The organism is Patescibacteria group bacterium (genome assembly GCA_028717685.1).
Classification (GTDB): domain Bacteria; phylum Patescibacteriota; class JAQUNI01; order JAQUNI01; family JAQUNI01; genus JAQUNI01.
Genome location: JAQUNI010000001.1, coordinates 692178 through 705540, shown reverse-complemented (window position 1 = coordinate 705540; position 13363 = coordinate 692178). Strand labels below are relative to the sequence as shown.

11 protein-coding genes are annotated in these 13363 nt (G+C 41.9%); all 11 read right to left on the bottom strand.

The genetic code is table 11. The features are described from left to right. Window positions 1–14: 14 nt before the first annotated feature. The 11 genes from PHW01_03465 to PHW01_03415 all read right to left on the bottom strand — a co-directional run bounded on the left by PHW01_03465 (window position 15) and on the right by PHW01_03415 (window position 13351). On the bottom strand, window positions 15–290 hold the full coding sequence (locus PHW01_03465; GenBank protein MDD5627036.1) for a hypothetical protein: 276 nt from the start codon (window positions 288–290) through the stop codon (window positions 15–17). A 77-nt stretch (window positions 291–367) separates the two neighbouring features. Beyond that, window positions 368–2035 (bottom strand): DUF2207 domain-containing protein, encoded by a 1668-nt coding sequence (locus tag PHW01_03460; GenBank protein MDD5627035.1) that lies wholly within the window; start codon window positions 2033–2035, stop codon window positions 368–370. Between the two features lie 92 nt (window positions 2036–2127). Beyond that, a complete protein-coding gene (locus PHW01_03455; protein ID MDD5627034.1) occupies window positions 2128–6804 on the bottom strand; it encodes a hypothetical protein in 4677 nt (1558 codons plus the stop codon). 197 nt (window positions 6805–7001) lie between these two features. After that, on the bottom strand, window positions 7002–7307 hold the full coding sequence (locus PHW01_03450; protein ID MDD5627033.1) for a hypothetical protein: 306 nt from the start codon (window positions 7305–7307) through the stop codon (window positions 7002–7004). Between the two features lie 25 nt (window positions 7308–7332). Beyond that, on the bottom strand, window positions 7333–8136 hold the full coding sequence (locus PHW01_03445) for a hypothetical protein (protein ID MDD5627032.1): 804 nt from the start codon (window positions 8134–8136) through the stop codon (window positions 7333–7335). A gap of 126 nt (window positions 8137–8262) precedes the next feature. Beyond that, window positions 8263–8583 (bottom strand): DUF5663 domain-containing protein, encoded by a 321-nt coding sequence (locus PHW01_03440; GenBank protein ID MDD5627031.1) that lies wholly within the window; start codon window positions 8581–8583, stop codon window positions 8263–8265. 97 nt (window positions 8584–8680) lie between these two features. Beyond that, window positions 8681–9319, bottom strand: coding sequence for a hypothetical protein (locus tag PHW01_03435; protein MDD5627030.1), 639 nt, complete (start codon window positions 9317–9319; stop codon window positions 8681–8683). A 116-nt stretch (window positions 9320–9435) separates the two neighbouring features. Beyond that, complete coding sequence (locus PHW01_03430) at window positions 9436–9768, bottom strand: hypothetical protein (GenBank protein MDD5627029.1); 333 nt, start codon at window positions 9766–9768, stop codon at window positions 9436–9438. A gap of 39 nt (window positions 9769–9807) precedes the next feature. After that, a complete protein-coding gene (locus PHW01_03425) occupies window positions 9808–11859 on the bottom strand; it encodes a beta-propeller domain-containing protein (protein MDD5627028.1) in 2052 nt (683 codons plus the stop codon). A 265-nt stretch (window positions 11860–12124) separates the two neighbouring features. Next, window positions 12125–12778: a metal-dependent hydrolase gene (locus PHW01_03420; protein MDD5627027.1), complete on the bottom strand. Its 654-nt coding sequence runs from the start codon at window positions 12776–12778 to the stop codon at window positions 12125–12127. A 12-nt stretch (window positions 12779–12790) separates the two neighbouring features. Next, window positions 12791–13351: an NUDIX hydrolase gene (locus PHW01_03415; protein MDD5627026.1), complete on the bottom strand. Its 561-nt coding sequence runs from the start codon at window positions 13349–13351 to the stop codon at window positions 12791–12793. Window positions 13352–13363 lie beyond the last annotated feature (12 nt).

The window sequence follows — 13363 nt, the reverse complement described above, 5'->3', positions numbered from 1 at the left end:
ATGAATGTTAAAAATTATTTAACCGCAAAAATTTCTTTTAATTCTTTCATCTCTCCTTCTAATCTCTCAATGCGATGGCGATGATCCAAAATGAGAATATTTTCAATTCTAGCTAATCGTTCTTCTACGGAATCAAAACGTTCATCTACTGACTTAAAACATTCATCTACTGACTTAAAACGTTTATCCATATCCTTCTGTTTTGCTGTCTCATTAAACCCTATTTGAACCATCCTCGCTAGGTCATCAATGGCAATATTCTTCTTTTTCTTTTTGAGAGATTTTTGCATAAATTGCTATAATTTACAGATAGTTTAATTATAACATAAAATTCACCCCCGCGGCAAAATTTTGATGATGCGGGAATTTACCCCGCGGAACTGCCGCCTCCTCCGCCGCCGCCGCCCGCTCCCCCGCCTCCCCCAAATCCTGAAGAAGAGGAAGGAGAAGAAGAAAGAACTGAAGAAAAACTGTTGGACATTGACGAAATATTGCTGGAAAAATTAACAAGGGAAAATACTCCTCCAACGAAGAGAGGAGTATACCAATCCGGCGGCTCGGTATAAATGTCCGCAAAACGATTTGCCCATTTCCCTTCCACGCCCAAAACCATAGCAAAAGCAAGATATTTCTCAAACATCCGAGGGTCAACATTAGCCTTCAAACGAAATCTCTCCGCGACAGACAAAAACATTTTAAAGCCTAGGGTTTGCCATTTTGCTTCCACTCCCTTTTTGGTTTTAGCCGGCATAAAACGGCCAAAGATGATGAGGAAAATGCCGGCAAGACTCACAGCGAAAGGCGGCAGAAACTCACTGGAATATAAAAATGAGCCTACTCCGCCCAAGACGAGTACAAGTATCCCCCAAACAATGTACTTCTGCATCACGCGAGACGGGTTTTGCTTAAAATAACCAGACTGCGTAACCTCGTCCAAGACTGCGTTTTTAATGCCGGTAATATGGCGGTAAAATTTATTTTCCAAATCTTCTAGGGAAACTTGTTCCTGGTCGCCCAAAACGCCATTTAAAATTAAACGCTCATGCTCTTTTAAAGTAGAATCACTTCTGAAATCCTTTTGGCGCGCGAAATTGTAAGTGCGAGAAGTGGTGAAAATCCCCTTTTTCTCCGCTTCCGCGATTTTTAAATAGCCGCGCCGCGCTAAATCAACTAAGGTCGCGGAGATATCTTTCATCTCTACCTTCTCGCGGACCAAAACACCCATTTCAGCAGGCGTCATTTTGCTAGGCGGTTCATATTGGGGAATAATCGTTCCTTTCATCTTGGGATCGCGACCGCTCTTCCACCACTTGAAAAATAAAAGGCTAAAAGTAACAAGGGGAATTAAAGACCAAAAATAAGGCGAAAGCGCGAGCCATAAGTCCCTTTTCACGATACCTTTCGGCCAACCAGCGACAATCGTAAACTCTGTATTCGGCGCGATATCCTTTCCCCAATAATGTAAAGCGCCATCCTCCAAAACATTAAAATTCTGGACTTCATTTTGAGAGCCGACTGCGCCTACAAATAATCTCTGTTTCAACTCGCTCTCCGGCGCCTTTTGCGGCAGATGCACGAAAACCTCTACGAATTTAATCGGCACATCGCGCGCCGAAGATATGGCGTTCCAATATAACTCGTCATAATCTTTAAAAAAGCCAATCCCGCCGTGGATCTTGTATTCAATCGTCCAAGTTTTTTGTTCGTCTTGAGCCTCTGTATTAATCTTCACGCCCACATTGCCCATACTACGGCTAATCTCCACCTCGCCGGCAGAAAGCCTGCGCCCCTCGCTATCATAAACCGCGATATCGCTAATCTTCTTGAACCGCTTCATGGCAATATCTCTTTTTAGCCAAGTAAAAGAGCCGCTAAAATTCACTGTCTGCGTCTCCCGCACCATAAAAGTAGAGTCCGGGTTTACCGTAATATCACTCACCCATTTTTCAAAATCCCAAGATTTCGCCAACACGCTTTGCGCGGAAAATAAAAAACAAAAACAGAAAAAAAACAAAAATAATTTTAAAGATTTCATTTTCAAATCTCGTTATTTCTCATTTCTTTTAAAATATCGTGAAGCGCTAGCAAAAACTAGCGCTTAGTCGCCTTATAAACCAGACATAATTGTCAAAAAGGTTCCCTCTTCCCTCTTGCCTCTCCTGAACCTTCTATTGTATTTTTCTTGCCAGATTTCCTATCTCTTAATTCAACGCCTTCCTTCTCATATCTCTTTAGACCATTAATTAAACTATCCATTTCAGTAATTCTTACCTCGCCGCTTTCATCCAACTGGTAATGGATACCAAGCCACCCGATTGCCCTTTTGTAGAATGGGTGATCCTTGCCTCTTTTTGCTCCTCTTTCATAAACATTCAACGTCACATTAACAATTTTTTCTAAATCTGTCTTGAATTTTTCAAGCACCTCTGGATTATTGTAAGCCAAATTCTCACCTTGACCCAACTCAAATTTCCTTACCTCGTCGTCAAATGGTCCAAATCCTTTTTCCCACTGTTCAATAGGTGCCAAGCCTTCTCCCAAAGATTTAACAACTCTTCTTGAGGAAGTATAAAGACGAGAAGCCCTAGCCCCGGCAAATTTAACGCAATCATCTCTTTTTCGGGCACTAATAATCGCTCTACCCAAAGCCACATCTTCAGCTATATCCGTGTCTTCAATATAACCGCCCACCCCCGCGTAAATACTTGAACGAAAAGCAAAATTAGCTCCGCTAGACGGCATTCTGCCGCTTTCATGACGAATAATAGTATCCAAATACTGAAACAAACGGGTACCGATATGAATTAAAGGATATTTAACATAAGATTCCGGATCCCAATCTAATTGACCCAGCATTGCTTCAACTTTGGGATTGCTGTCAAAATGTTTAATAAAATTATCAACATATTCCGGAGAAACCCCTTTATTATCCGCGTCATTACTGACAATAATAAGATCCTCAACATCCTTACCCCTCGCGTGATGCCTTAATAAAGCGGAATCATCCAAAATTTTTCTGATATATCCGATCTTGGCCTTTTCCAAAGGGAGCGCGGAGTACATAACTTTCACGTTCATTTCCGGAAAATCTTTTTTAAATCTTTCTATTTCATCTAAAGTATTATCCGGCTTTATCTTATTCCCAGATTTATCAGCTTCCGGATGATTCACAAATAAAACAACTTCAAAAATCTTTGAATCGGCATCCTGATAAGTATAATTTTTTAAACTTTCATATATATTCTTACCTTCCTGATGTCCAGCCACGGGAATACAAATGGATAATCGGGTTTCTTTATCCATTTTGCCCGCTTGGGCTGCCAAATTTTCTGCCTCTTTTCTGTATTCTGGTGAAAAATTTTGGATATATTTCTCTGCCTCTTCGTAATGGTCCAGCTCTGCTTCCGGATTCTTATTCAATGCCTCAGAACGTCTCGCTGTAAAAACTTTCTCTGTATTAGGTGATAACTCCGCGTTATAACCGCCATAATAAGGAAAAACAACCGGACCCAAATCCCTCATTTTCTCCATCGGCCTCCTTCCAAATATCGGTATCACCGGCGGCAAATCAGTCTGCGGCGGAATTTCAAAAATGGGAATCGGTACAGGCTCCACGGGTTCAGGAATGACCGGCGCGTTCTTTCCGCTGTGTGTTGCCAAAACTCTAATCCACTCCGCTCCTTCTTTATTCGTCTTTCCCATCATCTGGGCTACTTCAACGTGATCCCCTAAATAATCCGCCTGACCTTTCGCGTCCTGTGCAAGAAGCATACGAGCGGCTTCACTATCGTGAGGAATAATGCCTCCCCAATTTTCATCAATTTTAATTGGAATCACATATTGTTCCGTGTCATGGCTTGCTGAAAGTAAAAAACTCAATTCCCCTCTTCTTGCCGCCTCATGCGCGTCCACGGAAAATTCCTTATGCCAAGAACCATCTGCGGTCATTCTTTTGATACTAAACACATAATCCCCATTCTCATTTACACCCATGCCATTCTTGCCGCCCCAATCCAAACGCAATTCATTATGGTCAAAAATAGGCTTCGGCGTATCATTGTCATACCACGGACCATGCGTAATCTTTTTAAATAATTCCGGGTGCTCTTCAACAAAAGCCATTCTCCCTTCTGGCGTGGAAACTTCAGCTAAAGCTTCTTTTACTCCAGCCTCGGGCATAGTTTCCGTAATATGCACCCCGCGGCTCGCCAAAGCCGCCCGCGCTTCTTGAGATAAATTCCCATCTTTATCAAAGGAAACTTTATCGCAAAGCTCTTTATTATGGTAAAAAAGGGAATATATGCCGTCGCTATCTGGGTCTTTCAATTCCGCGCCTTTGGGCAAACTTAACTGCACTTCGCGCCCCGCGACCATAATCTTGCTTAATTCTTGAGCCGCGCCCTCGCCTTTTTGGGGCATAATCCAATCGCGCAAACCTTCCAAGGCAGTCTGGTGCCCCGCGTCCGTGTTTTTATCTAAAATACCTTCTAATAAACTTTGCGTATCGTCATCCATTGCCGCCTGAATTTCCTGAAAAGTCGCGCCTAAAATTAAACCCATTACTGCCGCCTGCGCTACTCTTTTCCCCACTCTCTTCGCTTTCATCTTGTCAAATTCATTATCCTTTTTTGAAATCCCCTCTGCCTCGTCTTTGCCTTGTATTAACTCTGCCTTGCTTATATTTACTAAATCATCTAAATTTTGATTCTTACCCTCAATTTTAAACCCGGCTGGATATTTACCCTCCAAATCAGCTTTAATGCGGCTGCGCAACAGTAAAAGTTTTGTTCTTTCTGTCTCTACTTCTGCTGGAGCCGAATATCGAATTAAATCTATTTTATGCGCGTTGGACAATGATAATCTTGCTTCCAAATCGGCTAAATTGCCTAGAGCTTGCCCTAATTCCTCCCCGCTTAAATCTTTCAATCTTCTCTTGCCTTTAATTTCATAGGAATCATAAAAATTGTTTTGCAATTCTTGAAGAATAATTTTAGCCTCGGCTGTTTCGTAACGGAATTTTTCCATTTCCTGCCTGCGCCGCGCCTCGGGCGCGAAGGTCTTGCCTTTCGCTCGCTCGCGCCCATGCTGCGCCCTTTCCTCTTTTACTCTTTTGTTTTCTAAAATACCGGCATAAGCTCCTGACAAAGCGGCTGTGCCGCCGAAAAGCGCGATGTTCGCCGCTTTACTGTAAGCGAATCTTTTAGAAACAGCTCGCCCTATACAATAAACCGCGGTCGCGCCAAGTGCTAATGTTGTTTCATTAACCCAAGATAAACCTTTCATCTTTTTCATTTTATCAATGATTCTATCCAGCCGCCCTAACCCCGCTTCTGTCTTTATTCCTCCAGCCGCCCGACCCCGTATAACTTCTAAATCAAGCTCCAAGGCTTCGCGTCCTTTATTATGGTTATCCGCTCTCTTAATTCTTTCCGCAATTTCTAAAAGATTGTCAACCTCAAGCTTGGCATTCACGTCCGGACCAGCTACTTTACCTAAAATTTCATTATGTTTTCTCGCTAAATCGCCTTCACTGATACTGCCTTCCGCGTAATCCCGAATCAACTCCCTTATTTCTTTTTTGATACTTTCGTCTTCAATTTTATTCTTTTCTTCGCCAGCCTCTCCTTCCACCGCTTCGTCATATTCCGAACCGAAACGTTCAAACATCGCGCCCATTGCTTCATGATGTTTTTTCTGATGGCTGGTTTCATCTTCCGCGGCAAGTATATTCAACTTATCAATATCAATTCTTCCTTCTTTGTAATCGCGGTAAATCCTTTTTTTAGCCTTTTCATACTCGTTGCGTCTATAGACCTCATAAGCCCAATTATATTTCCAAAGCCTTTTGCCGATATTTTTAATTTTATTCAAAAATCCTTTTGCCCCGCCTAATTTCTCTTTCCCTTCGGTCATCTTCGCGTTCGCCGCGTCCCAAGCTGCCGCTTCAATCATCGCGCTGACATTGGCAAAAACCACTTTTTCTTTTTTAGGTCCTTCCTCGCGGGGCTCTGCGGGAGTTTCTTCCGGTTTTTCTTGAACTTTTATTGTCCCTTCTTCTTGCGCTTGCTTCTGCGGCTTAACTTCTGTTTCCTCTTCCTGCTCACTCAATACCGGTAAAATTAATTCCTGCCTTTTCGCCATCGCGTCTTCTGCTTTTTTATAATCAGAATTTTGATTGCCGGTCGCCCGCCAATCCCGCGAAATCAACCCTGCTTCGTGTTTCGTCCGCCAATCCTGTTTTTGTTTCGTTGCCTCGTCCCAATTAATTTCGTTTAATTCCTTGTCAAAATGCGCCCTCCAATAACTTTGTTTATTTTGCTCTAAAATCTGACGCGCCCTTTCTAATTTTTCCACTACCTCCGCCTTACCTTCCTGCGTTAAAACGCTGATTTCCACACCTAACCATTCTAATAAATCATCAACCGGGGCGCCTTCGCGCTGAACATCTTCCCCTGATTTAACCTCATATTTGCCGTCATAAGCCTCCCTTGATTCTTTCAAACTGTTTTGCGCGGAATCTAAAATCCACTGCAATCTATTTTTTTCTTCGGTTTGCGCTTTTTTAATTGATTCTGCGAGCCAAGCTAAAGTAAAATCTAAACTTGCCAAAATTTCCTTTCTGCTTTCTGGTGTTTCTTCTTTCTTTTCAACGGAAGGGTGAGCTGGTTCCCCTTGCTGTTCTGTTTCTGCGTTAAGTTCCCCGCGCGCCAGTAGACCATTTTGAATCTCCCGCTTCTGTTCATCAGGACTCGGAAATTTGTGCTCTATGCCCAATTCCTTACCCGGATTATTTTCTTCGCTCATATATTTATTTTTATATTAAAAACATAATCTTAAAATTTCATCTTACATAAAACGCGCGGAATAAAAAATATTCTAAAAATCTAAAATAAAAAATATCTTGTTTAAACGCAAAAATTAATCAAATCCAAGCAACTTCTAGATCCTTTAATAAATTTGCTTTGAACCGCGCCAGAAAATAACCGCTAAAACTTGGCTCTTTATATTTGTTTTCTTGTTTCTTCCAAATCTATTTCGTCCGCCTTCTTGCTAATCTCCTGCGCTATTTTATTCTCTTCCTGCTCTAATTGATCAACATCTTGAGTAAAAGTATCGGCTGCGTTCTCGGCAACTTTATTTGCAACCTCTTCTATTTTCTCTTCCGCCGCTTGCTCCAAGCGCGCTTGTATCTTTTGAATCATTTCCGGACTAGGTTCATCATCGCCAACCAAACCCAAAAGTTCACTCTTTAAATCCTCGCTCACTTTTGATTCCTGAATCAGTTTAATTATACTTTCCTTGTTCATATTTTTTTAAATTTCTTTATTTATTTTAAGCTGCTTCTTGCTGTAACCCTTCTAAAGAAGAACTAAGTTCCATCATTGCCAGTATTTCTTCCCTCTCTTTCGTGAATGATTTCTTTTCTTTATCTATGTTTTCTAATTGTCCATCCACCCATTGTAGCCGTTCACTCAAATGTTTTTGCTCCTTTTGTTGTTTCCAACCCTCCCAAAGATTGCGCGCCGATTCCATACCTTCAGATAACTTTCCCGCTGCTCTATCTTTCCCATCCATCAATCTATCATAACTCTCCCCAACCATTCCTTTTAAGCTCCCATATTTTCCATCCACCCATTCATTCAGATCATCCTTGCCGCTAATCAAACGGCTTTTCAAATCCACTGCCCCTTCTCTCACAGCGCCCGCCGAATCTATGGCTTTATCTTTTAAAAAGATTGCCCCCTCTTTAGACTTCTCTATCCCTTTTTTTCCTAACTCCACGCCGCCTATTGCGGCTCCGGCAGCCACTTCACCCGCGAAAATGCCTCCTTCCTTAACCCCTGCCCCCACCTTCTTTCCTGTCTCTTTTATCGCTCTGCCAGTAGTCTCTATGCCTGCTTTCGCCATATCTGGACTGGCATAAGCCATATCTAAAGCGGATTCTTTCGCGCCAACGACGCGGCGCAAAATATTCTTGCCAAAATTTTTAGCCTTGCCCCAAGCTATTTTCATCTTTTCCATTTTGAGCGCCCAAGACTCCTTGCTTTCGGCTTTCTTTTGTTCTCTTTCCATTTTAACCTTCTCCCTCTTTTCATGGCCTAACTCCTTCCATGATTGTTTTGTTTCACGTTCCATCTTTTTAATTTAATTTTAAAAATATTTATCTTTTATTCAAGTTTGAAACAACACTAAAAAAATTATGCTTTTATGCCAGGCAAAAAACCAATATTCTCACTCCCCTTCATATCTTTATCTTTCCTCTTAAATGGCGGTCAAATAGGTCTTGCGAAAATTAAGCATTTCCAAAGCCGTAATTTCAGATAAATTAGGCACATTTTCCATACAAAATTTCTGGATTTCAGCCGCGCTGCCCGTGTCTAATATCTTCTCAAAACTAGCAAGCCTTTCTTCGGGCATCGCCGCCAAGATTGCTGCATTAATCCTTTCTTCTAAATCACCCATCAAATCGCTTTTTAATTGCTCAAAAACCATCTTGTCTTCGCCCGCTAAACCCTTGTCTTTTAATAAATTAATAATAAAATCTTCCAAGGAATTACTGGAATCTTTTTTCTTTTTGGTCATAAATTTTATATTTAGTTTCTAGTTTTATTTTACTGCAAGCCGCCAGTGGTGTAAACCCCGTTATGCCCCGTTAGAATTTATTTCTAACGGGTTAAAATTACTCCGCTGTTCCGTCCCCGTTAGTTTCATCTTTAACAACGGGTGTTATGACCACGCCAATTGTGGAATCATCATGCCAGTAAGTAATTTCTAAAGAGACTCCACTTTTCTCCGCCAATATACTCGCCCCATCTTTATCTTGGTTGCTGCTTCCTACCGTGTAACCGGCTTGTTTTAAACTGCTCAAAATAGCATTTAGATCACGCGCCACGATATTGCGGCTCACTGTGTATTCCAAGAATTGTTGACCCATGTCCAAACCTAAATAATCAGTCTGATAGTTGGTAATTTTTACTTCGCCGAAAACGCTCGTGAGTACAGGGCGAAAGCTTGAATCCAATGTCTTCAAATAACTGTCAGCTATTTCCACATCTTCCACCCTTTTAAAATCTTCCGCCGCCTCATCGCTGTTATCTGCCTCTTCAGAAAGCTTATTCAATAAATCTCCATTCTCGGCAGGATTGGTAAGTGTCTGTTCAATTTTGTTCTTCGCCGCTGTCTTAATTTTTCTGAAAATCAAATAGCCGCCGACCCCCGCGCCGACAACGCACACAACGATAACAATCACCACAATCAAAATAATTGTTTTTTTGTTCCCCCCTGATGAAGGAGCGGAAGGTGCTTGAACTTGTGCCATAATTTTTTAGCCCGCATTAACCTGCCTGCCACGAACGCAGGCAGGAGTGCCAAGCAATTTTAATTATTGATAATATTCGGGTTAAATTAAAGGGCGTTAAATTATCCCTTCCTTTCTCATTTCCTCCAAGTTAGTATCTTATTCACTTCCCCGGAATCAATCTTAGTCCAATCGGAATCTGCGTCTTCCTGACAATACACTATCACCTTTTCCATAAATCTTTTTTTTAAATATGGAATGCGGCTATATTCCGGTTCACGATATTTTTCTTCCAATTGGTATCCAGCGTTATGGATTGCCTCGCCTAAATCGTGAGCGTGGGTATAAATTTCTACATTCTGTCCGCTAAGATTACCCACTAATTTGTAGGGTTTCTTCTTCGGCGCTTCTGCCTCCTCCTCATGGGAAGAACCTTGAAACTCCGCTCTTCGCGAATCGGATTCAAGCATAAAATTTCTTCAAGAAAATTGATTAGATATAAACCACGGTTAAAATGACAATTCTTTGACCGTTTCCCAATTCGTCTCATTGAGCACGGTGATCTTGCTGTTGCTGATAATATACAGATAGTCATCAAGATAGATCGCGCGTTCCACATTAAATTCCGAAACCGCTTTCACCAGTTTCAACTTTTCATCCCCGTAAGAAAAAATATATCCCCCCTTTTCCCCGGGCAGAAAAAAGACATTATGCTTTTTATCCAGAAGGAAGGCATGATGCGTTTCCAGAACAGCGGAGTAATATTCATCTAAAAGGTACTTGTCCAATTCTTTGGGATTGGCGGCAGTAGAAACATCAAAAAAAGAAATTTTGACTTTGCCATTTTCTTCGCCAATGCCTAAAATTTTATCCTTGGTAATGGGATGCAAATAACCAGAATAACCCGGGATTTTAAGCTCTCCAGCCATCACTGGCTTTTCGGGATTACTTAAGTCTAAAACATAAAAAGGGTCAGTCTCTTTAAAGGTCACCACATAACCCTTGTCTTCAATAAACCGCACCGCGTAAATCCGCTCGCTAACCCCCAAATCATGGACTTGACCTTTCGGCTCTAATTCTTTATCTAGAATATAAACATCATTGGCGCTCTCTGCTTGTCCTATAAATCCGCTTCGCCCGCCCACCGTCGTGGCAACGCGCAAATTGCTTTCATATTCATCCAGGGCAAATTGATTTAAGGGACGACCCGCCACTGCCCCCGCCGCCTGCACTTCTAAACCTTTATCTAGTCCTATCTTCACAATTCCTGTTTTTTCCAATTCCCTTTGATGTTCTTTTTGGTAAGCCGCCATACGGTTTGTGGTTTCATTCTCTATTCTTAAAGCTTCATCAGACGCGAGCGACGCCGCATAATTAGCCAGAATAACCTCAATTTCCGTGAGGCGCGCCCGCTCGCTCAAGTCATAATCCTTAATTTTCTCCAACTTCTTTAAAGCGTCTTCGGAAATTAAATCCGAGGCTTTGTTTTTATAAAAGTCAAATAAAAATCCCGCCACGCTCGAGTAATAAGTATAGGTCACATAGAGCGCGCCGGAAGACATATAAACTACCGAAGAGCCTGAAGAACCCACAAAGGAAATTTTATCCTCCACCTTGCCCGAGTCGGGATCAATAGTCATCGCCATAAAAGTCACATCCACGGGAATAACTTCAGAAGGATGATAAATATCTCCGCAAGAAAACTCTAAAGCGACCCCGTTCACGCTCAAGGGTTTAATCGGACAAGGCTCATTTCCGTTAATTTGATTGCGGGTTACTAAATAGATTTTGTCTTGATATAAACGCGCCGCTACTAGAGCAGTGCTCTCTTCCAGCGCAAGCTCCCATTTCTTTTCCGGCTTCTCCGGGTCGGCGACATTGTAGCCTATGATATTCGGCTCCGAAAAGACAATCAAAATATCTTTATCCAAAAGTAAATTGCCTGTCTTGTCAATTTCGGATTTCTTGGCTAAATCTTCAGGTGGAAAAGCCCTCAAAATCCGTGTTTTTGCCTCGCTGTAGGGAGGAACGCTCTCTGATCCTTCACTATATAGAGGATAATAGCGGTTCGTTCCGGAATAATAAATCTCCTTGCCGTCGGTTTTGACAATATCCGGCTCATCAATTCCCGCCACCTGAACATTGGTTTCGGAAGCTCTTTCGGAAGAAGGAGTCTCTTTGGCAAGATCAGTAGGCGCGGCAGTAGGCGCGGCTGCTTCTGAAGTCGGCATTCCCTCCCTTAAAAGATTGCCCCCTAAACCCGCGCCGGAAGGATAGTAGCTGCTGTCGGAAAGCATAGCCCCCTTTTCCAGATAAGCTTTGAAATCCTGCGCCCCCTCAAATTTTTTCACCTCCTCGGTCTTACGAGTGACGGAGGGAAGAGAAGGGGTAAGAATCGAAGTCGGTTTGAAAGTCAGTCTCTGAATACCTAAGATAACCATTATTCCCAAAAGAAGAACGGCAATAATAATAGCTACTACTTTACTAGCTCGCTTTTTTTTCTTCGGAGATGGCTTTCGGTTTTCCGGAAGTAAGGCCTCTAAATTTTGATTGTTCTCCATATTTTTATTTTAATTTCAGGACTTTCGCGTTTAATGTCATCCCCGACCCGATCGGGGATCCAGATTGATAGCACTAATCCTGGATTCCCGCTGGAGTTTACCCCGTATTTATTACGGGGCGGGAATGACAATAAGTATATTCAATTTAATTATTACCCAACGCGAAAGTCCTATTTCTATTTCTATTTTACCACATAATCTCCCAGAACGACATCTTAAAGATGGTCTTATATAGTAGTCTCTTCAAGGGCTGTCGCTAATCCATTCAAAATTGCTTCAGGATTGGCCAGTTTGAACCAATTAAAACCGCTAAAATTAAATAAAGAAAAACAGTTGCAATCCGCGATCGCGATACCAGTTTCAAAGCGCTCCCCAAGGAATGGCTCGGAATCAAAAAAATCCCTCTGAAGCGTGTAGCTGATTTCAGTTCATCCAAAATAAGATGCCCTAAAAATCCCAAGCCCACCCCGCCTGCGAGCAGAATCTTTTCGCGGGGCGAAAAATTAAATTGGCTGAAGATTAAAAGCGCAGAGAGCGCCGCCGCACCCATCATCGGCAATGAATGAAAAATACCGCGGTGGTGGGTAAACTTTTTAAAAATCGCGCCCAAAATAAATCGGACAAAAATAAAAACGGCAAGGGGCGCGCCGATTAAAAATTTAAAGTTATGCGGATCTTGCTTATAAAAATAAATCAAAATGATCGCTGCGGAAACCAAAGCCGCTAATCCGAAAACAATTTGAAAGGGCATACTTTCATCACTGTCAAAATCAGGCAGAAAGGAACCTAAAACAATGGCTAAAAAAAATAAAACGGAAAACAAAAAACCGCTAGCAAGCGAGGTGTAAAACAAAACCGCAACCATCGCTACAATACCTAAAATGATCCCAAAGGAAATATGGGTTTTAAAACTCGCCATAAATGAATAGTTTCAAATTTTAATCTCCTTATTTTCTATCTTCTCCTTTAGCAACAAAATTGCCAAAGCCGAGCCCATAGCGACAATAGTATTGTCGGATGCCATCCGCACCGCGTCCTTAAACTCCACGAGCTCTACCTTGATATCTTCAAAACCTTTTTCGCCTTGATCCAGATTCTGTTTGGTTTTTTGCACTTGCGGCGCGAAAAAGAAATGGATTTTGCGATTGAGCTGGCCATAGGTTTCATAAAATGAACCAAGTTTAATTAGTTGACCGCACCTATACCCGCTTTCTTCTTCAAATTCCCGCCGCGCGCATTCCTCAATATTCTCATTGTTATGCAAGCCGCCGGAGGGAAATTCCAATACCTCTCTGTCCGCTAAATAACGGTACTGCTGAATCATTACCAGCTTTTTATCAAAAGTCATACCTAAAACCATTGCCGAATCTTTGCTGTCCCAATAAATCCATTCTACTATTTCTTGATTCGGTAATTTGACAGTATCCCTGCGCACTTTAAAATATTTCGTATCCAAAATGAGTTCTGATTTTTGACATTTCCATTTGTGCATAAATTTTTATAA